Below are 25,463 nucleotides of genomic sequence, written 5' to 3' on the forward strand. Positions count from 1 at the left end.
CTCAACTGTGCTGGCAAACGAGGGCGATAAGGCACGCCGCTACACCCTTCGCAAGTCCGAGATTCTTCGCCATCAACGCGCTATTGAAGCACTATTTGTCTCTGGTGAATCGCTGCGCGTGCCTTACCTGAAAGTTATTTTTGCAGTGGCCCCTGCACAGTCCCCTGCCAAAGTAATGGTGCTGTTTTCCATCAGCAGACGCACAGTGCGACGGGCCGCAGCGCGCAACCGCATTAAGCGCCTTATGCGCGAGGCCTATCGCCGGCAGAAATGGACACTAATTGACGGTGTGCAAAGCCAGCTCCCTGCTGGCAAGCAACTTCATCTTGCAGTGCTATACCAACCACAACGCCAGCCCTTCACCTTCCAAAAAGCTATGCATGCCTTTGCCTTAGCCTTTGATGAACTCCTTAGGCGACTAAGCACCTGTGAAATAAAGCAAGAACCTGCATAGAGAGGCGCTAGTGGAATACCTGACAATCCTCTCTGCAGGGGAGATTATCAAATGCAGCAACTGCAAGGGCAGATGTGCATCTTCAAAACGCAGCGCAAGACTGATGCAGATAGCGAAAGTGACGAAGAGCTTTTATGCTATCAGTCTAGACTCAAGCGAAGTGCATCACTTTACTATGCGCAATGCTCCTTAAAGTGAGTTTTTCGTATCTTGTTTTCTTGCTCAGTTCTAATTTACGCAATAACGCAATAGTTATGCAGCAATTGGTTCAAAATTCGCGGTCGGGCGCGATCACCGTCAAATCGGTGCCGCCGCCTGCCCTCAAGCGTGGAATGGTGCTGGTGCGCACCTGCTACAGCGTCATTAGTGCAGGCACAGAGCGTAGCAAGGTTGAGCTCGGCAAAAAGTCGCTCTTAGGCAAGGCTATGGCGCGCCCTGACTTGGTGAGGCTGGTCTTAAAGCAAATAAAGGAGCAGGGCTTGCTGGATACAGCCAGTCGCGTGCTCAATAAGCTAGGCACAGACTCTGCGATGGGCTACTCGTCCGCAGGGGTAGTGGTTGAAGTTGCAGACGATGTGTCCGAATTCCGAGTAGGAGATAAGGTCGCTTGTGCAGGCGGGGGATACGCCTCTCACGCTGAATTGGTGGTAGTGCCGAAAAACCTTGTGGCGAAAGTGCCTGAGGGCGTGTCGCTGCAAGATGCGGCTTACACGACACTCGGTGCAATCGCGCTGCAGGGTATTCGTCAAGCTGCACCTACACTGGGCGAGAGCGTGATGGTGATCGGTTTAGGACTGCTTGGGCAACTGCTGATTCAGTTGCTAAAAGCCAATGGCTGTCGAGTGATTGGCGTGGATATTAATCCTGATGCAATTGCATTAGCTCAGTTGCACGGTGCAGACCTTGCTCTGGTGCGCAGCGAGGAGACTATTAAGGAGCAGATTCTGGCTTTTACCGGTGGCTATGGTGTCGATGCGGTGATTATTACAGCGTCGACCACTTCAAATGACCCCGTGGAGTTTGCTGCTGAAGTGCTCCGTGACCGTGGGCGCGTCGTAATGGTCGGGGTAACAGGAATGAACTTGCCACGCTCGCCTTACTACTTGAAAGAACTAGAATTCAAACTGTCTCGCTCTTACGGTGCAGGTCGATACGACACAAACTATGAAGAGAAGGGTATGGATTATCCGATTGGCTATGTGCGTTGGACGGAGAAACGTAATATGCAAGCCTTTTTGCAGTTAGTCGCTGAAAAGAAAGTCTCGCTACAACACATCACCACGCACACCTTTCCGATTGAGCAAGGTGAAGAGGCCTACAAACTCATCACAGGCGAGCGAAAGGAGCGTTACATTGGCATTTTGCTGGACTACGGTGAGTTCGAGCTAAGCCAAACCTTCACACATCTTGCCCCGCAAGTAGCTGTCAATGGCACACACACAGTGCAACCGAATGCAAAGCGCATTGCTTTCATTGGTGCAGGCAGTTTTGCCACAGGCTACCTTATTCCGCATCTTAGGGCAATTGCAGGCGTAGAGCTGGAGGTAGTCTGCAATGCGACAGGATTGACTGCAGAAAGCGTGCGGCAAACTTTTGGCTTTAAGCGCGCAACTTCAAGTGTAGATGAGGTGTTAGGCGATCCGCACATCGGCACAGTCTTCATCGCCACGCGCCATAACTTACACGCTGAGCTGGTGATAAAAGCGCTGCAAGCTGAAAAGCATGTCTTTGTTGAAAAGCCGTTAGCAATAGATGAGAAAAGTCTTTGGCGCATTGCAGAAGAGGCGGAGAAGCGACCGCACCTTAAGTTGCTAACGGGGTTCAATCGTCGTTTCAGCGCCCCAATCAAGACAATGAAATCATACTTTCGCAGTTTGCAAGAGCCTATTTCGGTGCAATATCGCATCAATGCAGGGTCGCTGCCCCCTGACCACTGGACACAAGACCTTGATGAAGGGGGTGGCAGACTAATTGGGGAGGTCTGTCATTTTATTGACACGATTCAGTATCTTACCGACTCGGAGCCAGTGCGCGTCTATGCAGAAATGCTGCCGACACGCGTGCGTGAAAATCTGCTCATCACCATTCGCTTGGCAAATGGGAGTGTAGGCACGATTCAATATCTTTGCAATGGCGATAAACTTTATCCCAAAGAGCGAATTGAAATTTTCGGTGGCAACCGGATTGCCATTATGGAAAATTTCAAGACGGTGGTGCTCTCAGAGCAGGGAGCACAACGCATACGCAGCTTCAGTGGCGGCAAAGGGCACAAGGAAGAAGTAGAGGCCTTTATTGACTCGCTTGATACCCGTTCCTCACCCATTTCATTACGCAGCCAAGTGCTAACAACTTTGGCGACCTTCCGCATCAACCAAAGCCTGAACACGGGAATGCCAGAGGAACTTTAAGATTCGGGCGCACCGATGAATCCGCTGATTTATATCATTGATGATGACCCAAGTTTTCGCCTGCTCTTAGAGCGCACGCTATCTAAAGACTTTCGCATTCAAACCTTTGCTAAGGCAAGTGAGTGCCTGAGGGCAATGGAAACTTGCCTGCCTGCACTGGTGCTGACAGACTACACGATGCCTGACCTCAATGGCGTAGAGCTAACCAGCATTATTCGCCAGCGTTATCCGTCGGTCGCTGTGATTGTGCTGACAGGCTACGGCAGTGTGGAATCGGCGGTGGAGGCATTAAAAGCAGGTGCTTTTCACTACATTGAAAAAACACACACGGGCGCAGGGGTAACGGCAAACTTCACCGTGCTCCGCACCCTTATTTCTCGCGCCATTGAAAGTGTGTCGCTCAGGGAAGAGACAGCGCGCTACAAGTCTGAGGTTGAGCATCTCAAGCGAAAGGTGCGTGAGGCAGATGCGCCTGAGCTGATTGGCAACAGTCCTGCCATACAAGCCTTGCGCCAGATGGTGCAGCAAGTTGCCCAGATTGACTCCACCGTGCTGATTCGAGGTGAGACAGGCACAGGTAAAACCGTAGTGGCACGGCTGATTCACCGACTGTCGCCAAGAGAGGCCACAGGTGAATTTGTAGAAATCAACTGTGCAGCCATTCCAGAAAATTTGCTCGAGGCAGAGCTGTTTGGCTATGAGCCAGGGGCATTTACCGATGCACGCACCACAAAGAAAGGCTTGTTCGAAGTGGCGCATCGCGGCACGATTTTTCTCGATGAAATTGATGCAACCTCGCTGGTCGTGCAATCCAAGCTGCTTTCGGTGCTCGAGACACGCACCTTTCGCCGCTTGGGAGGCAATCAGCCGATTCGCGCAGATGTGCGCGTCATTGCGGCAACCAATGCCAAGATTGAAGAAAAGGTAGCTGAACAAAAGTTTCGAGAAGACCTCTTTTTCCGAATCAATGTGGTCTCAATTCAGATGCCGCCGCTGCGTGAACTGGGCGAGGATATCATCCTCATTGCCGAAAAGTTCCTATCGCAATTCTCTCGCGAAATGAATAAGCCAATTGCAGGGCTATCGGAGTCTGCCAAAGCTGCCTTGCGGCAGCACACTTGGAAAGGCAATGTGCGCGAGCTGCGCAATGTGATAGAGCGTGCGGTGATATTCACCGCGCCTGGCGAATGGATTCAGCCAGCACAGCTGGCGCTTTCGGCGGCACCGATGCCTGCACCCGTGCCATCTGTGCCACAGTTCACGATCCCAATTGGCACGCCGCTGGAAACCGTCAAGCTCGCCTACATTCAGGCAGTGCTGAAAGAATGTAGCAGTTTTACCGAAGCGGCAAAAATGTTAGGCATTTCCACCAAAGCCTTGTGGGAAATTCGCAAGCGGTACAACATTGACCAGCTCAACTTTTCCTTGCCGAACTCGCCGACGACTTAGTCCACGATTTTCCGAAGAAAGGCTGGTGTATCGGAGTTGGTCTTGCGAATCCGATCTTGCTCAGGTGTGAGTTTCGGTTTTTCAGGCGGCTCAGGCTCTGTTGGTTTCTCCAGCGGCTCAGGTGGCAGCTGACCCAAGCGGATGAATGCAGGTGTATCATCGCGCTTGTCTTGCTTTTCAAATATCTCTGCATTCATTCGATTAAGTTTGCTTTCAACCTGCGGGCTAACAGATTTGACCAACTCTTCTCGGCGCACCACACGCAATTGCTCGGCTGCGCTGCTGGACTTTCTTGAGGTCTTATTAAATCCAGTTGCAATCACGGTTACGCTAATTTCGCCAGGCACAGAATCGTCCTCGACAATGCCATGGATAATCGTTGCATCGCTGCCTGCCTGTTCATAGATGTAGTGCATCGCTTCCTGCGCATCGCGAATTTTGATGTCGCCTGTCAGATTCACTAGCACGCGTGAAGAGCCACGAATCGAGACGCCGTCGAGCAAGGGACTGGAGATAGCTTCCATGGCTGCTTTAAGTGCCCGATTTTCACCAGAAGCGGTCGCAGAGCCCATCACGGCATCACCAGCGTCGGTCATAACATTCCGCACATCGGCAAAATCAACATTCACGTGCCCATGTTTGGTGATAATTTCTGAAATGCCCTTTGCAGCACGGTAGAGCACGTCGTTTGCAAGGTTGTATGCCTCCTTGATGCTAAGATTGCCGTCAGCAAAGCTGAGGATTTTTTCGTTCTGCACTACAATCAGCGTGTCGACCTGACGACGCAATTCCTCAATGCCGCGCTCGGCAGTCTCCATGGTGCGCCGTCCTTCAAATTCAAATGGTTTGGTCACAATGCCGATAGTAAGAATGCCTAAGTTTTTGGCAATGCCAGCGATAACGGGCGCAGCACCAGTGCCTGTGCCTTTACCCATGCCCGCCGTGATGAAGAGCATATCGGTGCCACGCAGCAATTCCGAGATTTGCTCTCGGTCTTCTTCTGCGGCTTTCTTGCCAATTTCAGGATTGAAGCCTGCGCCCAGCCCTTTGGTGATGCTTTTTCCGATTTGGAAGCGTTGCGCAAGCGAATTGCTGAGGGCTTGCTGGTCGGTGTTAAACGCGATAAACTCCACGCCCTCAATGCCGCGCTCAATCATATTGTTGACGGCATTGCCGCCACAGCCGCCCACGCCAATGATTTTGATATTGGCGCCGACTTGCAAGTGAGACCGGTCAAGCTCAAATGGCATAGTGAGATCCTCCTTTGTCAGTCTAATTCAGATTGATGCATCGCTGCGCAAAGCGAAGACTCAGCACAGGTCCGCAAAACTTGGATATTCAGTATCATCGCTTCGTTTGGTTTAAATCTGGTCGAACCAATTTTTGAGTTTTCCCCAGAAGTTCTTTGTGGTCTTTCCATCAGTCTGAGCCGTTTCCGCTACTGGCTCATCAGCAGCCGATTCTTCTTTGGCGGTGCTGGAGGCAGCAATCTGTTCTTGCTGCTCCAAGTCTTTGATAGCACGCAAGACTAAGCCGACTGCTGTGGCATAGATTGGCGAGTTCAGTTCGCCCACCATTCCGCCGCTCAATCCTTCTGGATAGCCAATGCGCACATCAAGCCCGAGCACTTCCTGCGCCAGAGCTTGATTGCCGTGAATAAGGCTACCGCCTCCTGTAATGATGGCGCCTGCGTTGAGGTAATTGTAGTACCCTGAGCGCTTGAGCACAGCGCGCACATATTCAAAAATTTCGGTCATTCGAGCTTCAATGATGTTGGTGAGTGTGCTGCGCATAAAGGTTTTAGGGGCGCGTCCCTCAATGCCTTGTACTAGAATCTCCTCATCTTTGATAAGGTCGCGAGAGTAAGCGCAGCCGTGCCGAATCTTTAACTCTTCGGCAACTTCGTGCAGAGTTTTCAGCCCGATGGCGACATCGTTGGTGACATCAATTGCTGCCCACTTAATCACTTCGGAGTGGCGAATCACACCTTTTGTGTAAATAGCTACATCTGTAGTGCCGCCGCCAATATCAACAACGGCTACACCAGACTTGCGCTCTGATTCTTTCATGACAGCCATGCCAGATGCAATGGGCTCGAAGGTCATGCCATTGATAGTTAGACCTGCTTTCTCAACGCACTGCTGGATGTTGCGCACTTTTGTCTTCATTCCAAGCACGACATACACCGAGCCCTTCATCGTTGTGCCAATGATGCCAATCGGGTCTAAGACGCCTTCTTGGTCATCGACAATGAATTCTTGCGGAATGGCGTGAATGATTTCGCGCTCTACGTCCAAGTGCTTGAGGTTGGCTTTGGCTTTTTCGACAAAGCGCATCACATCGCTGTAGTTGACGATGCCAGTTGGGTTAATGCTCACTTCGGCGTGAGCTTTGATGCACTGCACATGCTCACCAGAAATACCGACATTGACGCCTTTGATGGTATAAGACGCCGTATGCTCAGCTTCTCTGACTGCGTGGCGAATGGCGTCAACGGTTTTGTTGATGTTCACGACTGCAGCGCGTGACAGTCCCTCTGAGGGCGCGCGCCCCACCCCTAACACATTGATTTTGCCGAACTCATCTTTTCGGGCAATGACGGCACATATCTTCGTTGTGCCAATATCAAGCCCAACCACAATTTTGTCTTTTGCCATCGCACACCGTCCTTTTTGAGTGGGCATCACTGCCGCTTTAAGTTCAGTTGAAATCAGTTTGCTATGGGTTTAGCGAACACTCGTTTGTCGTAGCGTAAGTCCACATACTCGAATGTGCGCAGTCCTTTTTTGGCAATCACTTCCTTCCAGAAAGTCTCCAAATAATCCAGCTTGCGCTCGTAGTCGCCATCCGTGCCAAAAATGAATCGCGTGTTGGCATCGGTAGCAAATGCCACAAGTTGATGCGGGGCAACCTTCACTTCGGAAAGCATCGCTCGACAAAGTGCTCTGGATTGCAGCGCCGTGAGAAGCTGCAGCGCAGGTTGCACTTCAGCTGAATCCAGCGCCCAGAAGCGACGCTGCACGCGGCGCACCGTCTCAAAGCCAGAGAGTATGGGCAAGCGCTGCGAACCCAAGAAGGCCGGCTCTGCATCGGCTAACAGTCCATCATCACCTACGAGCTTCAGCTGTCCTGAAACTACCGTCAGAGCGACAAACTGGCGCTCCACGATTTGAACACGAATCGTGTTTGGAAATTCTTTAGTAGCAATGGCTCGCTTAATCAGCACATTGGCTTGCAAAGTCTCTTCAATCTCTGCTAAGCTCACCTTTGAAAGCTCTCTGCCAAGCCAACTGCTCAAAGTGGCTTCAATCGCTTCAGTTCTTGCCAAGCGATTGCCGGTGATGACAAAGGCGCTCAGCGGTAAGTGCTGCGACCACACGCTTGCCAAAATGCCCAGCATCGTAAGCCCTGCCACTGCGGTAACAGCCCACCTGACCATAGAGGGCTCTGGCGCATTCGCCGCTGCGGTGCGCAAAGCAGAGACATCGGTGTGACTGATTGCAGCGCCTGTGTGCGACGGTTCGCTTGATTCAGATGATACCGCTGCGTCACTGATTGATTCTGCTTTCGGCGAAGGCGCGGCATACTCGCCTTTTGGTGCTGGCGGTGGCGTCTCGCTGAGTGGCGACATCGCCACGAACTGCTTGGGCACAATATCTTTTTCACTCATCTCACTCATTGCATCAGCAGAACGTCGGTGTGTTCAAAGCCAATAAGTTTGATTTCTAATTCAAGCGTAATGCCGAATTTTGCTTTAACGGCTTCACGAGCAAGGTGAATAAGCGCCAGCACGTCTTTGGCGGTTGCATTTTGGACATTCACGATGAAGTTGGCGTGCTTGTCTGAAATTTGTGCGCCGCCGTGCCGCACCCCTTTCAGCCCACAGGCTTCAATTAGCGCTCCTGCATAACGTGGGTTGCCCGCTTCATCAGGCGGTGGATTTTTGAAAATGCTGCCTGCATTCGGCAAGCTAAGCGGTTGCGTGGCACGGCGCTTTTCCATCCACGCCTTTCGACGCTGCATGGCCAATTCTTGCTCGGCTGGCGTTAGCCGTTGAAGACGCATCTCAACTGCCAGAATCACATCGTGCTGCAAATCGGTGTATCGATAGTCATAGTGAATGTCAGCCTTTTGTAGGCGCACAATACGCCCGTTCCGAATCACTTCGACCCACTCAATAAGGTCAAAAATTTCTCTACCATATGCGCCAGCATTCATCAGCACGGCACCGCCTAAACTGCCCGGCACACCCGAGAGATTTTCTAAACCGCCCAAGCCACGTTTCAAGGTTTGCATAGCCAGTGCAGGCAGGTCTGCGCCCGCTTCAGCATAGACCGTTTCGCCTTCGATAATGACCTTTTCCAAATTGTCGCGCAGCGAGATGACTGCACCACGCACACCCTCGTCGCTGATGAGAATGTTGCTGCCACGACCTAAGACACAGTAAGGCAGCCCGCGCTCGTAAAAAAAGTTCACCGCTCGAAGCACATCTTCCTTGTCAATTGGTCTTAGGAAAAAATCTGCCTTGCCACCGATTTTGAAGCTGGAGTATGGAGCGAGTTCTTCGCCCAAGCGAATTTCTCCGCGCACGGCTCGCACAAGGTCTTCCCGCACAATCATTTCAAGCTCAGTGTTCGAGTTGTGTAGTCAATAATGAGTTTATGCCCTTTGAAAAAGGGAAAGCCTAAAATCATCTCAACTTTTCGCTTCGGCGAGATGCCGACGAGGTTAAATTGATTGTGAATCATGGACATATCCATTACTGCGACACGTAAGCGTTTAGCAACCACTTGGTCTAATCGGATTTCATTGACGCGCACAAATTCAATAGAAATGGCGCCGCCAATGCCGTGTGCACTTTTTTCTTCGCTGGGCACTTCAATTGGCTTGAACTCCATCTCGCTAGCGATGTTCTGCGTGATAACACAGCCCGTTGCGCCTGTGTCGACAATAGCAGTTACCAGCCGCGATTTTTTTGCGCCAACAATTTCCGCCTTAACCAAAATGAGCGGCAATTGCCTCGACGCCAGTTGAAATTGAATGGACATTAGAGACTTCGTCCTTGTTTTTTGAGTTCGTCGACCACTTTGTCTGCAAATTTGGTAATGTCGCCTGCACCCATTGTGATAACCATATCGCCTTCCTGTGTGGTCTCTAAGACCGCTGCCAAAAGCAAGGTTCTATCTGGCACAAAGTGCACACGACGATGGTTTAATTTGGCCAGTTCATCAGCAATTATTTTGCCTGAGACGGTTGGGAAGTCTTCCTTTTTTTCTCGCGAGGGATAGACTTCCGTGATGAACACCGTGTCAGCTAAGCTGAGCGACGCAGCAAAGTCAGGGGCAAAGTCTCTGGTGCGCGAATACAGGTGCGGCTGAAAAACGGCAAGCAACCGTCGATTCGGCCAGCCTTGACGCGCTGCGTCCAGTGTGGCACGCACCTCGGTTGGGTGATGCGCATAGTCATCGACCACGATAATGCCACTGGTCGGCTTGCACTTGAGCTGAAAGCGCCGCCGCACAGGGTAAAACTGCTGAAGTGCGGCACGAACCTCTTCGAACGCTAAGCCAATTTCTTCTGCAACGGCTAGTGCGGCAAGTGCATTCTTCACATTGTGCGTGCCGACCGTATGCAGTTCCAGCGTGCCTAACTCTTTGCCACGATAGCGCACTTTGAAGTAGGTCTCCGTTTGCCGCTGCTCAACACTATGCGCGACATAGTCGCAAGTATCGCTGAGACCGTAGGTAATCACCTTCTGCTGAAAGAGATGTGCGATTTCCATAATCGTAAATTCATCGCCGCAACAGACAACGGCCCCGTAGAACGGGACTTTGTTGGCAAACTCTACAAATGCAGCCCGCACATCGTTAAGGTCTTTGTAAGTGTCTAAATGCTCCGCTTCAATGTTCGTAATCACCGCAATCGTAGGCGTCAGCTTCAAAAAAGTGCGGTCGTATTCATCAGCTTCAACAACCATAAAATCACTATCTCCGACAATCGCGCTGCCCTGCATTTGCGTCAGATTCCGGAAGTAATCGGAAATACCGCCGATAATGACAGTAGGACTAAGCCCGCACTCCTGCAGCACGACGCCAATCATCGTGGTCGTGGTGGTCTTGCCATGCGTGCCCGCAACGCAGATGCCAATTTTGTGACGCATCAATTCACCGAGCAGCTCATCGCGCTTGATAACGGGAATGCCACGCAGCCTTGCTTCTACCGTCTCAGGATTGGCCTCGGGATTGACTGCCGATGAGTGTGCTACCACATCTGCGCCTGCAATGAACTCCTTGCTATGCCCAATGCTCACCTTAGCGCCAAGTGCCTTGAGCCGTTCTGTAATCTCGCTTTGCTGCTGGTCGGAGCCGCTGACTTCAAAGCCAAGCCGAAGCAAGACTTCAGCAATAGCACTCATTCCTGCGCCACCGATGCCTACAAGGTGCACATGTGTGGTGCGTCCTAGTAGGCGGTATTTGATATGTCTTGTCTTCACGGCTCGCTATTGTGATGCTTTGGTGTCTTCGTTCTGCTCAGCTTGAAATGTTTTTGCCAAGCGAATGACGCGTTTTGCAATTTTTTCAGCCGCATTAGGCTTAGCATGCTGTTTGGCGTTTGCTCTAAGCAAAGCTTGCTGAGCTTCATCTTCCAGAAGCGCAAAGACCTTTTGCTTCGCTGCGTCTGTGCGAATGTCTTTATCCAAAATCAGTTCCGCTGCGCCACTTTCAGCTAAGGCTTCGGCATTGTGGAGCTGATGGTTGGCGGCAGCAAAAGGATAAGGCACTAAGATGGCTGCAGCCCCAACGTTGCATAGTTCTGCAAGTGTTGAAGCGCCCGCACGACAGAGCACCACATCCGCAGCAGAGTAAGCATAGTCCATTCGGTCAATGTAGGCGCCCAGCCAGAGATGCTGGCGTGTGCCAACGCGCGCCGCAATGGCTTCGAAGTCCAATTTGCCTGTCTGCCAAATCACGTTGAAGCGTAGTAGGGCTTCGCTGAGCCAGCTTTCCAGCGCTTGATTGAGAGAGCGTGCGCCCAAGCTACCACCAAAAACAAGCAATGTCTTGCGAGTAGCATCTAATCCAAAAAATTGGCAGGCTTGCTCCTTAGGATGCAAAGCCAGCGCCCGAGTCGGATTGCCAGTGACGAACACATTATCTTGGTCGAAGTAATCCAGCGATTCCAAGAATGAAAGGTGAACTTCATCAGCATGTTGCGCAAGGAAGCGCGTGGCAAGCCCAGGCTTTGCATTTTGTTCCTGAATTAGTGTGGGAATTCCCCAGCGCTGCGCTTGCCAGACTACTGGCGCACTGACATAGCCCCCTGTACCAACCACCACATCGGGTTCTTCTTGAAAGAAAAGCCGCTTGCACTCATTTAGGCTTTCATAGAGGCGAAACGGAAACTGCAAGTTGTCAAAGAACGCTTTGAGTGAAACGCCGCGCCGCAAACTTGGCGCAGAAATTAGATGCAGCGGGAAGCCTAACTTGGGCACTTCCGTTGCTTCAATGCCGCGTTCTGTGCCTACAAATGAAATGACCGCCTTAGGCTCCAGCTTCAAGACAGCCTCAGCAATGGCTACGGCAGGATAGAGATGCCCACCTGTGCCCCCGCCCGCAAAAATGATTCTCATCGCTCGCTTGCATTGACCGCATCACTTTTGTAAGCTTTTTTCGCTAACCGCTTGCGCTCACGCGAGATGCTAAGCAGCACGCCTACGCCAAACGCATTGAAAAGCATTGCACTGCCGCCGAAGCTCACAAATGGCATTGGCAAACCTGTGGTGGGCAAAAGATGACACGCCACACCGGCATTGATGAACGCATAAAGTCCGATTGCCACAGTAATGCCATAGCCTAAGAACTTGCCAAAGTCGTCCAGTGCGCTTTGTGCAATCAAGACACCACAAGCAACCACGCCCCCAAAGAGCATCAGCAGCACAACCGCACCGATAAACCCATACTCTTCTCCGAAGACTGCAAAGATGAAATCGTTGTAAGAAGCAGGCAGAAAAAGCTCACGCTGCTTGCTTGCGCCGATGCCAAGTCCAGTCAGTCCACCATTCCCCAGTCCGATAAGAGCTTGCTCGATTTGGTAACTGACCTTTTCGCTGCCAGCGCCGATGAAAGCCATCAGTCGCTCTTTGCGATAACCCACTAAGGCAAAACTGGCGGCAAGCGGCAAAATAGAAAGCGCCGTTAGGCTCAGGTGTTTTAGGCTTGCACCGGCAATGAAAAGCATTGAAAAACCAATCAGCATAATGACGACGGCTGTGCTGAAATTCGGCTCGAAAGCCACCAGCGAGCCAATCGTGACAATCACTATTAGCATCGGGTAGTAGGCACGCTCCAAATCTTTGATATAGGCACGCTTGTCTGCAATCATCGCAGCTAGATGCATAATTAAGGCATACTTGGCAAGGTCAGAGGCTTGAAACTTGAAGCGTCCGTAGCCAATCCAGCGCGCTGCCCCGTCAATAACCTTTAGCCCTTTAAGCACAAGCAACGCTGCCAGTAGAAGAATGCTTACGACCAAAACAGGCTTACTAATTTTTTTCAGCCACTTGTAGTCAAGGCTGCCTACGATGAAGATTACAACCAGTGCCAGCAAGGCGTAAGTTGCTTGCCGCCAGAGAAAGTAGGCTTCGCTTTGAAACTTCGTGGCTCCCCAGCCTGCACCGCTGCTGTAGACTGCCAAAACCCCGATGCACATCAGCACGACGACCAAAAGCAGCAGCAGCTTGCCCGCAAGACTTTCAAAAGTCTTCTCGGGAATCAGGCTGCCAGTAACCCACTGCCCTAGCATACCTGATGCACGCTCACCCTTGCCTGCCGATGTAGCGTCGTCTTTTCCCGAAAGCGACGGTATGTGGTCGACAATGATTGACATATCGTTAATTGGCTAATAAGTTGCCTTTCCAGTGAAGACCCTCAGCCGATGGAGCGGCTCTCTCTCGAAGAGAGACCGCTCTCGACTGAAGTTGCATCACAATTTGAAGGCTATCAAAGAACAGAACGAAAAACTTTGTAGCTACAGACTATTCACAAGGCGCTTGAACACTTCACCACGCTCTTCAAAGCCGCTGAACATATCAAAGCTGGTGCAAGCAGGTGAAAGCAGAATTGTGTCACCCGCTCGTGCCGCTTTGTAAGCTTGTCGGACGGCATCGTCCATCGTGTCTACTTTCTGCACGGCAACTTTACTCGAGAATGTCTCATAGATTTTGTCTTTGGACTCACCAATCGCCACAATGCGCTTCACTTTTTGCTCTACAAGCGGAATGACTTTTGAGTAATCATTGCCTTTGTCACGTCCGCCGAGAATCAGCACAATCGGTGCAGGAATGGTATCTAGCGCATACCACAGAGCATCGACACTGGTGGATTTTGAATCATTAATGAATTGCACGCCGTCCAATTCTCGGACGAACTCTATGCGATGCTCGACGCCCTGAAAGCCTTTGATGCTTTCACGGATAGTCTCAGTGCGCACCTCCATAGCGCGAGCGGCTACTGCGGCAGCCAGCGAGTTATAGACATTGTGCTTGCCGCGAAAATTGATGTTGTTCGAAATTTCTTCTTCCCTCATCAGAACTTCCTTTTGACCGTTGAGCTTCAAGATGAGATAGCCTGCCTTGAGGTAGCCGCACTCGTCAAACGACCGACTAAGGTCGCGCTCGAGGCTAATAGGCAGGAAGCGCATCTTTAATTTTTCTCGCACCGATTTCTGACCAAAGTGCTGCCGAAGCGTATCGTTATCCAGATTCACGACCAGTGCATCGCTCTTGGTCTGCTTTTGATAAATGCGATACTTCGCTGCAGCATAGTCTTCAAAAGTGGCATATCGGTCTAAGTGATTGGGCGTGATGTTTGTAATCACAGCAACCTTGGGCTTGTAGGTGTAGCAGTGCTCCAGTTGAAAGCTGCTGGTTTCCACGACAGCGACATCACGCTCTGTCATTTCATCGACATAGTCTGAGAAAGGCTGACCGATATTGCCGACAGCAAAAGCACGGTATCCCTTTTCCTTTCCATCACGCTCGAAGATGGCTTTGGCAAGCAGCGTAGTCGTGGTTTTGCCATTCGTGCCTGTGATAGCAACGATCTTTGCCTTGCAAAACCAGCTTGCCATTTCAATTTCGCTGTAGAGCTTGATTTTGGCTTTCTCAAGCTCTCTGACCACAGGGGCATTGGAGGGCACGCCCGGACTGATGATACCGAAATCGGCGTCAAAGATTTTTTCCGTATGCCCGCCAAATTCATACTCAATTTTAAGGCGCTTTAGCTCCGACTCAAGCACAGGGTCTTTAAGCGGTTCTCGCTCCGTAAGAAAAACCTTTGCACCGTGCTGCCTAAGCAAGCGTGCGGCAGCCAGACCGCTCCGCTTGCCGCCGATTATCACCACATGCTTGCCTTTGACTTCCGTAGCCTTCATCGCAGTTTGAGCGTAATTAAACTTGTTAGGGCTAAGAGAATCGTAATAATCCAGAATCGAATCACAACCTTCTCTTCTGCCCAGCCTAAGAGCTGAAAATGATGGTGAATCGGCGCCATCTTAAAGACGCGCCGTCCCTCCCCGTATCGCTTTTTGGTGTATTTGAACCACCCGCGCTGAATAATGACAGAGAGCGTTTCAATGAAAAAGATGCCTGCCAGTACAGGCAGGAGCAATTCCTTCTTGATCAGTAAAGCAATGACGGCAATCGCACTGCCTAATGCTAATGAGCCTGTGTCACCCATGAAGACCTGTGCGGGATGCGCATTGAACCATAGAAAGCCCATACATGCTGCGGCAATTGCCAGTGCCAGAATCGTTACTTCCCCAGCTCCCTCGATATATGTGATGTTGAGGTAATTAGCGAACTTGACATTTCCCGTCAGATACGCAAAGCCAGCGAGCGTGAGCACCACAATCGCCGAGCAACCAGCGGCTAAACCATCTAAGCCATCGGTCAAATTCACAGCATTTGAAACGGCGGTGATGATGAAGATGCACACAGGGATATAAAAGCCGTTGTAATCAATAAACCAATTTTTGAAAAATGGCACCTCAGTTTGAGAGAGCAGCACATTAAACTTGGGCACAAGGTAGGTATAGATTGCAACGAATAACCCAAGCGCAATCTGCCCTGCCAGCTTATACCGCTCCGCCAAACCCCCTTTGACTTTCTTCACCACTTTGAGGTAGTCATCATAAAAGCCAACCGCACCCATCCACACCACCGAGACCAAGATGAGCCAACTGAATGAATCAGTTACTTTCGTCCACAGTAGCCCCGCCACGACGATGGAGAGGATGATAATCAATCCGCCCATCGTGGGAATACCAACTTTCTTACGATGCGACTCTGGTGCTTCCTCTTTGATAGGCTCAATCACTTTCGTCTTCAAGTAATCAATGATTTTCGGACCAAACACCATTGAAACCAGAAACGCTGTAACGGCCGCTGCGCCTGCTCGGAATGTGATGTAGTTAATCACGCCAAGACCCGGAATGTCGTAGATGTCGTTTAGATATTTGAGCAAGTAATACAGCATGCGGCTGTGCAGTTTAGATTTGTTTATGCATTCGAAAAGTCTTGCTCTCGCTCTGACAGACCAATGGTGCGCGCCCCTTCTAACAAGGCATTGAGTACTTCTTCCATCTTCATGCCACGTGAGCCTTTGAAAAGCACTGCATCACCCTTTTGCACCACTGCCTTTATGGCAGCGACCAAATCACGTTTGCATAGAAAGTGCTGCACCGTTTTCAAGGCAGCCGCTTCGCAAGCCGCTTTCATTGCTTCGCCATATCCGAAAAGCACATCAATGCCGAGCTGAGTCAAATACTCACCGAGTGCACGGTGCTCAGAAGTGGTAAAGTCTCCCAGTTCCAGCATATCGCCCAAGACTGCAATACGCTTGCCTTGACAGACCACTGCCCGCAAAGCATCTAAGGCTGCACGCATAGAGTCAGGGTTGGCGTTGTAAGTGTCATTGATGATGAGCACGCCGTTATGCTCAAAGACAGCCATGCGCTTGAGGGCTGGGTTGATGTCAAAGCGTTCTAAGGCATCTTTGATGCGCACCAGCGGAATACCAAAGTTGAGTCCAACGGCTGCTGCAGCGAGTGCGTTGAAGACATTGTGCCGCCCGACCAAACGCAGTTGCACAATCTCTTCGGCATCTTGCGTTGCAAGTTTGAAGGTCGCCGTGCCGTGTTCAGTAAGACGAATGTCTTCTGCCCACACGTCTAATACTTCGCGCCGTGCAGAGTTACCTGCGCGAACCGTGCCGTAAAGAATCTTCTGCATCACCTTTTCAGCCACTTGGAGCACATTGGGGTCGTCCGCATTGACAAATGCGCTGCCACCTGTCTGCCCGAGCCACTCGAAAAGTTCGCCTTCAGCTTCTGCGATGGCTTCCACGCTGCCAAAGAACTCAATGTGGGCTTTGCCAATGTTAGTGATAAGCCCATGCGTCGGTTCAGCAATAGCACATAGCATGCGCATCTCACCAGCGTGATTGATGCCCATCTCCACGACTGCAATTTCCGTTTGCTCGCGCAAGCCAAAGAGCGTAATCGGCACGCCAATATGATTGTTGAGATTGCCTTCGGTGGCAACTGTCTCGTAAGTAGAGCGCAAAACCGCTGCTGTCATTTCCTTTGTGGTGGTTTTGCCACTGCAGCCACCGATGGCCACCACTGGCACTGTAAATTTTCGCCGATAAAGCTGTGCCAGCGTTTGCAACGCACGGAGCACATCTTCCACTACCAGCAGTTTTTCGAAGAACTCATGCTGATGCACGCGATACCATGCTTCGCTGACAACAGCAAGACGAGCGCCCTTTTGCAACGCCGATTCTACAAAGAGATGACCATCGGTGCGCTCACCCTTGAGCGCAAAGAAGATTTCACCGCCTTTAAGAGTACGTGAATCAATCGCAGCTACGGGTGCTACAATTGGCTCAAACGCTCCAACCAATTTGCCTACAGCTGCCAAGTCTTTTTCAGAAAGACCGACCACGCTTACCCTCCTTTTGAAAAATGGCTTCGACGACGGCTCGGTCGTCAAACGGATACCTCACGCCACCCATCTCTTGGTAGGTCTCGTGTCCTTTGCCAGCTACCAGTAGAACATCGCCTTGACGAAGCAGCGAAATGCCGTATTCAATTGCGTCCTGCCGATTCGTAATGCGATAAGTGGGCTTGGTGTGCTGCAGCCCTGACTCAATGTCGTCCAAGATTTTCTCGGGGTCTTCGCTGCGAGGATTGTCCGATGTGAGAATTAGCACATCAGCAAGCTGCTCAGCGATACGTCCCATTTCAGGGCGTTTGCCTCTATCACGGTCGCCGCCGCAGCCAAAGAGCACAATCAGTCGACCGCCTTGTGGTAGCACTTCGCGCAGAGTGCGAAGAACGTTCTCCAAAGCATCAGGCGAGTGGGCGTAGTCAATCACCGCACAGCGCTGGTCGCTTGACCAAACTTGCTCCATGCGACCACGCACACCTTTGCACTTCGATATGCCTTGAATGATGCGATGATGCTCAATCCCCAGAGCTAGGCCTGCAGAATACGCCGCCAAGATGTTGTAGAGATTGAATCGCCCAATCATTTCAAAGGAATGCGTGTGCAGCTCGCCTTGCACATTTAGAACAACCGATGTTGACCCCAACTCATAGCGCAGAACCTTAGCAGAGACCGTAACGGCGTTTGGCTCACTGTGCGCTACTGCCCCATTGCTGCAAAGACCGTAGGTCATCACAGGAGCTGGGCAGTCGGCGACAATTCGCTTACTATATGCATCGTCCGCGTTTGTTATCGCTATGGCATCTTTATCCAAGCTGTCGAAGAGCCGTTTTTTGGCGCGAAAGTAGTTCTCCATCGTGCCATGAAAATCCAAGTGGTCGCGTGAGAGATTTGTGAAGACGGCCACTTGAAAACGAATGCCAACCGTGCGCTGCAGCGCTAGCGAATGTGACGAGACTTCCATCACACAATGGGTGCAGCCAGCGTGAACCATTTTGTCAAAGAACTGGTGCAGCTCGACGGCTTCAGGCGTGGTGCGTTCTGCTTCCAAAATTTCATCGCCCAAGTGATACTCTACGGTGCCAATAAGCCCTGTCTTCCAACCGTTTGCCTCCAAGATGGACTTGATGAGGTAGCTGGTGGTAGTTTTGCCGTTTGTGCCCGTGATGCCGACGATGGTGAGCTTGTCGCTCACGTTGCCGTAGAAAGCTTTTGCCAAGACCGCCAGAGCCCAGCGCGAATCTGGCACGACGAAATAACTGCACTCTGGCACCAAAGTCGCAGGCAGTGCTTCGCATACAATACCGACAGCTCCGCACTGCACCGCTTGCTCGATGAAGCGATGTCCATCGGTCTTGAAGCCGCGAATCGCTACAAACAGTGCGCCAGGCGTGGCTTTGCGTGAGTCATAAACCACTGCTGCGACTTCTTTGTCGGCGTCAAGATGATGCGTCTCTTTCGGCATCAAAAGCGATTGAACCTCACCAAGCTTCATTTTTAATTCAAAATAAGCGTGCACACTTCCCCATCTGTGATTCTTTCACCTGCCTTCGGTGATTGTGCCACCACTTTCCCACTTTTTCCTTCAAGCTCAAGCCGTAAGCCCAAGCGACTCGCTTCAAACAAGGCGCGATCAGCGCGTAGCCCAATCAGCATCGGCATTCTTTTGGAGTGATGAGCCGATTCGTGATGCGCTATTTCGGAGAAAGTAAGAGGCACTTTTGTCCAAATAGGCACGCGCTTGCCAGCTTCAATGCCTTGTTGAAGCACGACTTGCTGCACGGGGTCATGCAAGGCATTATCACGGCGAAAGTCGAGCTTATGCAAGCGCAAAAACGCTTTGGCTTCTTCAGCAGAGAGACCGCACACATTTGGCACAATCACGCTTTGCACCGTGTCTAAGAAAATTTGCTCCCGTGAGGGTGGTAGCACGCGAGCCAGTTTATCGCGATAGGTCTCACCTAAGGTGGAGAGCATTCGTCCACCGATGCTTGAAAAAACGGGTGCAGCGGCAATGCCGCCATAGTAGCCATTGGTTGGATTAATCATCATCACCAGCACAGCAAATTCAGGTGCTTCGGCGGGGAAAAACCCAACGAACGAAGCAACATACCTGCCCGTGCGGTAATTGCCCGATTCCAACTGCTGGGCAGTGCCAGTTTTGCCTGCCACAGCAATACCTTCAATGCGCGCAGCGCGCCCTGTGCCGCTATCCACCACAGCCTTGAGATACTGGCGCAGCTCTTGTGCAACCTCCGACGAGAGCACACGTCGCCGCACAACAGGTGAGAAGGTTTCTACAACATTGCCCTCTCTAAGAATGCGCCGCACCACAAAGGGCTTCATAAGCTCACCGCCATTGGCGACGGCGGCGTAAGCCGTAATGAGCTGAATTGGCGTAACCATGACTTCATAGCCATGCGCCATCCATGGCAGTGAGAGGCCTGACCACTCTTGCACAGGCTTCAGGCGCCCAGATACTTCACCCAGGAGGTCAATGCCAGTTTTTTCGCCAAAGCCAAAGGCTTTTGCTGTTGCATAGAATTTTTCTTTGCCTAATTTCAATGCGGTCTTGGCTGCGACAATGTTGCTCGAGTGTGCAATCGCCTGCCGAAATGTAACCGTCCCTAACTTCTCATGGTCAGTAATGACACGGTTCTGAATGCGGTAGCGACCGTTTTCGGCATAGATGCGCTCGTCAGGCTTCACCAGTTGATGCTGCACCGCTGCGGCTAACACCACAAGTTTGAATGTAGAGCCGGGCTCAAACGCATCAGTTACTGCACGGTTTCGTGTGGCTTCAGGGTGATAGGTTGTTTTCTGGTTCATATCAAAGTCGGGCACATTTGCCAATGCTAAAATTTCACCAGTGTGCACATTCATCACGATGGCAATACCAGCACTTGCACCAGACCGCGCAACACCGTGCTGCAGCTCGTCTTCTACAATCGCTTGCACATCAGCATCAATCGTTAGCTCAACATCATATCCTGCAATCGCATCTGAATGCGGAGCGCCTACGGCAGGGAATGCTGTGCCACGTGCCGTGCGCTGCATAGTGAGAAATCCATCTTTGCCGCGTAGCCACTCGTCTAATTGCTTTTCAAGACCACTAATGCCACGATTATCCGCATCTACAAAGCCAATTACATGCGACGCCAAATTTTCATAGCGCCGATGCACATCTTTTCGCACAATTAGACCCGCATCGCTTAGTGTCAGCAGTGCTTCCACTTTGGATGGCGGTTGATTGCGTTCTAGCCAGACAAAGCGCGTCTGTTCACTGAGCTTTTTGAGATAGTATTCCTTCGGCTTGCCAAAGACGCGTGCAAAAGCTGCAGCGACTGAATCTTTATCCTCCAAAAGTTTAGGGTCAGCAGCAAATGAGACCGTTGTGATGCTGCTGGCGAGCCGTCTGCCATAGCGGTCTAAAATGCTGCCGCGCAGCGCAGGGATGGTCGCCTTAAATTCATACTGCCGCTGGGCGCGTTCACGATATTCTGCAGCGTTCAGGATTTGCACCCAAATGAGCCGAACGATGACGCCAAGAGCTAGTAGTGCCATCCCCCCAAAAACCAGCATCAGGCGAATTTTCTCCTCCTTTTGCTGCAGGGCCTTCTCGCTTTTCTCTGTGTGTGCCATATCCAACCGCGTATTTCCTTCGGCAGAGAGAGCCCGCCTCTATGTCGGCCTTAGAGCACGGGCTTACTTGCCGCAGGATTGACTACTTATCGCTTTTCAGCTCCACAGGTGGTTCAGTCTTGTAGCGCAAGCCTAATCTCTTATAAGCCTCTGCGCTGATATGCTCAACGCGTTGCAAGGCTTTAAGCTGACTTTCCAGCTCTACATTGAGACTGCGTGCCGCTTCGATTTCTTTCTTAAGGGCTTCAGTCTCGCCCGAGAGACGATTAATTGAAATCACGTTGTAGATGTAAAGCGCCAAGACCAGCGTAATGCCAGCAATAAAGAGAAATGTGCGCAGGTTAAGGATTGATTCGACCTTCTCCTGAGCCTTTTCACGAAGTTTTTTCTTCGGCGCTTCGGTTGGTGCAACTGGTGCCGACTCAGTTTGTGCAGTGCTGCCCACAAACGCGGAGTGTTCACCAACTTGGGTTGTGCAGCCAAATGGTCCCGGCAATGGCTCGGGATTGGGCGTATCGAACACAGGCACATCGGCATATTCAGTGCGTGCATTCAGGGTGCTGAACACCGTATCGGGTAGAGATGCTTGCTTCATGACTTCTCCTTTTTCGGTTTAATGCTTAGCCTTTTACTTACAACTTCTCCGCAATGCGCAACTTAGCACTGCGAGCTCTGGTGTTGGCAGCAATTTCAGCTGCGGTGGGCACAATAGGCTTTTTGGTAATGAGCCGCAGCGTTGCAGCGCGAATCGGGGCTGTGAGCGGCATGCCCTTCTCTCCCCAGTCGTCACGCGAGTGCGTGCGCATAAATTGCTTGACCAGCCTATCTTCCAGTGAGTGATAGGCAATTACAGCTAATCGCCCCTTCGGTGCCAAGATTTTGTGTGCTGCGCCTAAGGCTTGCTCGAGTGCTTGAAGCTCCTGATTGACTTCAATGCGCAGTGCTTGAAACACACGTGCCAGCGTTTTAGTCTGAGCAAGTGGTGAAGCAGGCACTGCTGCGCGCACCAGTGCAGCCAGTGCATCAGTGGTCTCAATAGGTGCAGTGCGCCGTGCAGCCACAATTTGCCTTACGATTTTTCGCGCCGCAGGCTCCTCGCCATACTTGCGCAGCACTCTCAGAAGCTCCGCTTCACTATAATGATTCACCACCGCCTTTGCCGTGAGCACCTGCGTTGCACTCATTCGCATATCGAGCGGTCCAGACTTCTGGAAACTGAAGCCGCGTTCTGCCGTGTCGAGCTGGTGCGAGGAGACGCCCAAATCCAGCAAAACACCCTGAGCAGCCTGACTTGGCCCGACGAGGTCGTAGAAAACCGTATCTAATTCAGCAAAATTGTGCTCCACAGCACGAAAGTGCCCTGAAAACTTTGGCAAAAGTCGTGCAGAGGCTGCTGCAAGTGCCTCACGGTCGCGGTCAATGCCAATTACCAAAGAACGCTCGAGCCAACCGTTTGCTTGCAAGGCTTCAAGCAAGCCTTCGCTATGTCCGCCACCACCCAGGGTGCCGTCAATGTAAATACCTGCCTGAGTAACCAGTCCTGCAACACTCTCGCGCAAAAGAACTGGCAAGTGCTGGAACGCCGTCATACTTACCCTAATACACGCTGCGTCAAGGTCTCAAAATCTTCAGCTGGACGGTTCAGAAACTCCCGCAATCGGTCCGGATTCCAAAGCTCAATTTTGTTTTCGGCTCCGATGAGCACCACCTCTTTGGTGATGCTACACTCTTCCAAAAAACGCTTCGGTAAGCTAATCCGTCCACTTTTGTCTAACTCCACTTCATCGAGATTGGCATAGATAAAGGTCTTTAGAAGCCGTTCCTCAGGATTGAAGTCGGAAAGCTGCTCAAGTTTTTTTTTCTGTTCTTTCCAACTGACTTCTTCATAAAGCTCCAAATTGCCGCGTGGCGTCTTGACCAAAATGAGCGGCGTGCCTGGCTTGTCGCTGATCATCTTTCGGCGAAAGCGAGCAGGAATCATCAGCCGCCCCTTGTCATCGAGATTGTATTGCTCTGTTCCCCTGAACTCTGGCATAAACCACGCGTTGAGTCGCTTTGCTGCCGACCTGTGCCAATCTCTTTACATTCTATGTTTTCCAAAATTTCCCACTTTTTCCCACAACAGCAATTTACAAAAAAGAAAATGGAAAAATCAAAGCCATGGTGCCAATTTTTTGCAGATTTTTCAAGGATTTTTAGATTTTTGACCGAGTGCGAAAGGCGGCAGAAATCAGCCTAAAAAGCTTGGCTGTAAGGAAAATTGTTGCTAATGGAGCAAAAATACTGAACGTTTTGTTCAGTATTCAGAAAAAGCAAGCTGAACATTTTGTTCAGTATCTTCTTGAAAGCAAAGGTGGGGTGAGTGATGGAAAAACTGGCGACTCTAACCGAAGCGCAGAACCGCTGCTTTAATTTTTTGGTGCGCTATGTAGCAGAGCATCGGCGTGCTCCAAGCATCCGTGAAATTGGTGCAGCGTTAGGCTATGCCTCAACGAATGCCGTGTCGCAAACTTTAGAGGCGCTGGCGGCAAAGGGCTACATTCGTCGCCGCAAGGGGGCGCGTCAGATTGAAATTCTTTATCGCGATGAATTTTCTCCGCTAAACCAGACGGGGTCGCCTGTGCCAGCACAAGCTGTGCCCGTAATGAAACTCGATACCTCGCAGCGGCGACTTCAACTGGTGCCACGTGGTGTATTGCACCTTGATGCAGCGCAACTGGGTAAGGGCGAGTTTTGTATCTGCTTGAACGATGATGACGGAATGGACAAAGCCGGAATTTTCAAAGGGGATTGGATTGTCTTGCATCGCCGCCCGATTCTGGAGTCTGAAAGAGGGGTCTTGGTGGGCGTCGCCGATGGCGACACATTCATCGTGCGCCGACACTATGTCACGAATGGGCGTATTCAACTAGTGGCGGCCAACCGCTCTTACACCGAGCGCTTCATCAAGCCACAAGACCCATCATCAATGCAGGTGCTCGGGGCAGTCAAAATGGTAATTCGGAAAATTCAGCCGCTCCAAACACTGCCAAACGCTTCGTAACAATGAAGACGCTGATGCTCTCGGTGGCCAAGTTAGACCGTTTGATAGAAGGCTTTCTGTCTGATTTTCTAAGAGGCAAAAGTGCCGAAACATCTGGCACATATCAGCGTGCCCTGCGAGAATTTCAGCGCTACTTTGCCGTTGCGCAAACGTGGTTTCAATTTCGTCCCGAAGATATTGAGGAGTACAAGCGATACTTGATGGAAGAGCGCCGACTCAGTCAAGTATCTGTTTCCACTTATCTAACATCACTGCGTCGACTTTTGGACTACTTCGTCTCGCAAGACCTGCTGGATGAAAACCCTGCGCGTCAAGTCAAGGGCAATCGGCGTCCTGTGCACCACACCGCAGGCACGCTCACTGAGGCGGAGGTGAAAAAGCTCCTATCTGTAATTCCAACAGAGAAGTTGCAAGACCATCGTGATGCAATTACCGTGCGCCTAATGCTGGAAGCAGCTGTCTCCGAGCACGAACTGGTAAAAGCCAATGTAGAAGACCTAAAAAAGTTTTCAACGCACTATGTGCTCTATGTGCAAGGCAAAGGCAAAAAGACCAAAGAAGATACAGTTGAAGTGCCACTCTCGCTGGGGCAGGAGATAGAAGCCTATTTGGAACGTCGGCAACCGCTCTATCCACTGTCACCGCTTCTAGCTAGCCACAGCCGTCGCATCAGTGAAGCGCGTATGACCACACGCGCATTGAATTATCGCATTAATCACTGGTTGCAGGTTGCAGGCATTGTGCGCGACAATATCACGCCGCACAGCTTGCGCCACACGGCTGCAAAACTCTGGCTCGAGCGCGATGGGCTGTCGCTAGAAGAAGTGCGCCGCCGTATGCGACACGGAATGATTGCAACGACGAAAATCTATACGCTGCCGCCCGATGCTGTGCAAATCTGACATTAGGGCATAGCAAAGCATGCGCAAGAGAAACCATGAAATTTCCAAGCGATTTTTTCAAAAAGTTTTGATTAAACTTCGCCGTTTTTGAACTGTTTCTGCTAACCCTATCGCAGTTTTCCAATGAGCACTACAGCGCCCAATAAAACCGTCGTTCTCACGCAGGTCATCAAGCGCGATAAGACCGTCGTGCCCTTCAATCAAAGCAAAATCACCAACGCCATCTTCAAGGCGGGACAAGCCACCGGAGAATTTAGCGCGGAAGTCGCCCAACATCTCTCCGATGAGGTCGTCAAAATCCTCGAGCAAAAGTTCGAGAATGAACCGCCCACCGTTGAGCAAATTCAAGACATCGTTGAAACCGTGCTCATCAAGGAAAATTGGGCGAAGACGGCAAAAGCCTACATTCTCTATCGCAACGAGCGCGCGCAGATTCGAAAGCAAAAAAAGCCCGTGCCACCTGAAGTGCGCGAGCTAGCGCGCGAGAGCAAAAAGTATTTCCGCAATCCGCTCTCCGAACTCATCTACTATCGCACCTACTCGCGCTGGCTGCCTGAAA

The 25,463-nt window shown here is 51.2% G+C and carries 22 protein-coding genes; 6 read left to right on the plus strand and 16 right to left on the minus strand.

All coding sequences use genetic code 11. The features are described 5' to 3' along the window. The first annotated feature begins 7 nt into the window (after positions 1 to 7). The 3 genes from NZM05_07295 (at position 8) to NZM05_07305 (ending at position 4,311) form a co-directional block, all read left to right on the plus strand. Positions 8 to 454: a ribonuclease P protein component gene (locus NZM05_07295; GenBank protein MCS7013421.1), complete on the plus strand. Its 447-nt coding sequence runs from the start codon at positions 8 to 10 to the stop codon at positions 452 to 454. A gap of 254 nt (positions 455 to 708) precedes the next feature. Next, positions 709 to 2,862 (plus strand): bi-domain-containing oxidoreductase, encoded by a 2,154-nt coding sequence (locus NZM05_07300; protein ID MCS7013422.1) that lies wholly within the window; start codon positions 709 to 711, stop codon positions 2,860 to 2,862. Between the two features lie 15 nt (positions 2,863 to 2,877). Further along, positions 2,878 to 4,311, plus strand: a complete 1,434-nt coding sequence (locus NZM05_07305; protein ID MCS7013423.1) for a sigma-54 dependent transcriptional regulator — start codon at positions 2,878 to 2,880, stop codon at positions 4,309 to 4,311. On the opposite strand, the gene ftsZ is transcribed toward NZM05_07305, so the two are convergent. From ftsZ to mraZ, 16 genes are all read right to left on the minus strand, one after another. After that, positions 4,308 to 5,561, minus strand: a complete 1,254-nt coding sequence (gene ftsZ, locus NZM05_07310) for a cell division protein FtsZ (GenBank protein ID MCS7013424.1) — start codon at positions 5,559 to 5,561, stop codon at positions 4,308 to 4,310. The genes NZM05_07305 and ftsZ overlap by 4 nt on opposite strands. 111 nt (positions 5,562 to 5,672) lie before the next feature. Next, positions 5,673 to 6,968: a cell division protein FtsA gene (gene ftsA / locus NZM05_07315; protein MCS7013425.1), complete on the minus strand. Its 1,296-nt coding sequence runs from the start codon at positions 6,966 to 6,968 to the stop codon at positions 5,673 to 5,675. 53 nt (positions 6,969 to 7,021) lie between these two features. Continuing rightward, positions 7,022 to 7,990, minus strand: coding sequence for an FtsQ-type POTRA domain-containing protein (locus NZM05_07320; protein ID MCS7013426.1), 969 nt, complete (start codon positions 7,988 to 7,990; stop codon positions 7,022 to 7,024). Then, positions 7,987 to 8,931: a UDP-N-acetylmuramate dehydrogenase gene (murB, locus tag NZM05_07325; GenBank protein MCS7013427.1), complete on the minus strand. Its 945-nt coding sequence runs from the start codon at positions 8,929 to 8,931 to the stop codon at positions 7,987 to 7,989. Before murB ends, NZM05_07320 begins: the two co-directional genes overlap by 4 nt. After that, positions 8,928 to 9,359 (minus strand): retropepsin-like domain-containing protein, encoded by a 432-nt coding sequence (locus NZM05_07330; protein ID MCS7013428.1) that lies wholly within the window; start codon positions 9,357 to 9,359, stop codon positions 8,928 to 8,930. Before NZM05_07330 ends, murB begins: the two co-directional genes overlap by 4 nt. Further along, a complete protein-coding gene (gene murC, locus NZM05_07335; GenBank protein MCS7013429.1) occupies positions 9,359 to 10,804 on the minus strand; it encodes a UDP-N-acetylmuramate--L-alanine ligase in 1,446 nt (481 codons plus the stop codon). The genes NZM05_07330 and murC overlap by 1 nt, the downstream gene beginning before the upstream one ends. A 6-nt stretch (positions 10,805 to 10,810) precedes the next feature. After that, entirely contained in the window at positions 10,811 to 11,941 is a 1,131-nt protein-coding gene (gene murG, locus NZM05_07340; GenBank protein MCS7013430.1) for an undecaprenyldiphospho-muramoylpentapeptide beta-N-acetylglucosaminyltransferase, read from the minus strand. Then, positions 11,938 to 13,197 carry a putative lipid II flippase FtsW gene (locus NZM05_07345; protein MCS7013431.1) on the minus strand — a complete coding sequence of 420 codons (1,260 nt, stop codon included), beginning with the start codon at positions 13,195 to 13,197 and terminating at the stop codon, positions 11,938 to 11,940. The genes murG and NZM05_07345 overlap by 4 nt, the downstream gene beginning before the upstream one ends. 141 nt (positions 13,198 to 13,338) lie before the next feature. After that, positions 13,339 to 14,742 carry a UDP-N-acetylmuramoyl-L-alanine--D-glutamate ligase gene (murD, locus tag NZM05_07350; protein ID MCS7013432.1) on the minus strand — a complete coding sequence of 468 codons (1,404 nt, stop codon included), beginning with the start codon at positions 14,740 to 14,742 and terminating at the stop codon, positions 13,339 to 13,341. Continuing rightward, the gene (gene mraY, locus NZM05_07355) at positions 14,739 to 15,845 is read right to left on the minus strand and encodes a phospho-N-acetylmuramoyl-pentapeptide-transferase (GenBank protein ID MCS7013433.1); all 1,107 of its coding nucleotides are present in this window, start codon (positions 15,843 to 15,845) and stop codon (positions 14,739 to 14,741) included. The genes murD and mraY overlap by 4 nt, the downstream gene beginning before the upstream one ends. Positions 15,846 to 15,868: 23 nt before the next feature. After that, positions 15,869 to 17,362, minus strand: coding sequence for a UDP-N-acetylmuramoyl-tripeptide--D-alanyl-D-alanine ligase (locus tag NZM05_07360; protein ID MCS7013434.1), 1,494 nt, complete (start codon positions 17,360 to 17,362; stop codon positions 15,869 to 15,871). Beyond that, positions 17,298 to 18,812, minus strand: a complete 1,515-nt coding sequence (locus NZM05_07365) for a UDP-N-acetylmuramoyl-L-alanyl-D-glutamate--2,6-diaminopimelate ligase (GenBank protein ID MCS7013435.1) — start codon at positions 18,810 to 18,812, stop codon at positions 17,298 to 17,300. Before NZM05_07365 ends, NZM05_07360 begins: the two co-directional genes overlap by 65 nt. A gap of 2 nt (positions 18,813 to 18,814) precedes the next feature. Continuing rightward, positions 18,815 to 20,959, minus strand: a complete 2,145-nt coding sequence (locus tag NZM05_07370; GenBank protein ID MCS7013436.1) for a penicillin-binding transpeptidase domain-containing protein — start codon at positions 20,957 to 20,959, stop codon at positions 18,815 to 18,817. Between the two features lie 82 nt (positions 20,960 to 21,041). Then, the gene (locus NZM05_07375) at positions 21,042 to 21,554 is read right to left on the minus strand and encodes an FtsL-like putative cell division protein (GenBank protein MCS7013437.1); all 513 of its coding nucleotides are present in this window, start codon (positions 21,552 to 21,554) and stop codon (positions 21,042 to 21,044) included. 37 nt (positions 21,555 to 21,591) lie between these two features. Further along, the gene (rsmH, locus tag NZM05_07380) at positions 21,592 to 22,548 is read right to left on the minus strand and encodes a 16S rRNA (cytosine(1402)-N(4))-methyltransferase RsmH (GenBank protein MCS7013438.1); all 957 of its coding nucleotides are present in this window, start codon (positions 22,546 to 22,548) and stop codon (positions 21,592 to 21,594) included. A 2-nt stretch (positions 22,549 to 22,550) separates the two neighbouring features. Continuing rightward, positions 22,551 to 22,994 carry a division/cell wall cluster transcriptional repressor MraZ gene (mraZ, locus tag NZM05_07385; GenBank protein MCS7013439.1) on the minus strand — a complete coding sequence of 148 codons (444 nt, stop codon included), beginning with the start codon at positions 22,992 to 22,994 and terminating at the stop codon, positions 22,551 to 22,553. A 330-nt stretch (positions 22,995 to 23,324) separates the two neighbouring features. Here mraZ and NZM05_07390 point away from each other — a divergent pair, with 330 nt between their 5' ends. The 3 genes from NZM05_07390 to NZM05_07400 all read left to right on the plus strand — a co-directional run. Beyond that, positions 23,325 to 24,002 carry a hypothetical protein gene (locus tag NZM05_07390; GenBank protein ID MCS7013440.1) on the plus strand — a complete coding sequence of 226 codons (678 nt, stop codon included), beginning with the start codon at positions 23,325 to 23,327 and terminating at the stop codon, positions 24,000 to 24,002. 2 nt (positions 24,003 to 24,004) lie between these two features. Then, a complete protein-coding gene (locus NZM05_07395; GenBank protein ID MCS7013441.1) occupies positions 24,005 to 24,904 on the plus strand; it encodes a site-specific integrase in 900 nt (299 codons plus the stop codon). Positions 24,905 to 25,027: 123 nt separating this feature from the next. After that, the coding region (locus tag NZM05_07400; protein ID MCS7013442.1) for an ATP cone domain-containing protein at positions 25,028 to 25,463 on the plus strand (436 nt) is incomplete at its 3' end.

Source organism: Chloroherpetonaceae bacterium (assembly GCA_025056565.1).
Classification (GTDB): Bacteria; Bacteroidota; Chlorobiia; order Chlorobiales; family Thermochlorobacteraceae; genus Thermochlorobacter.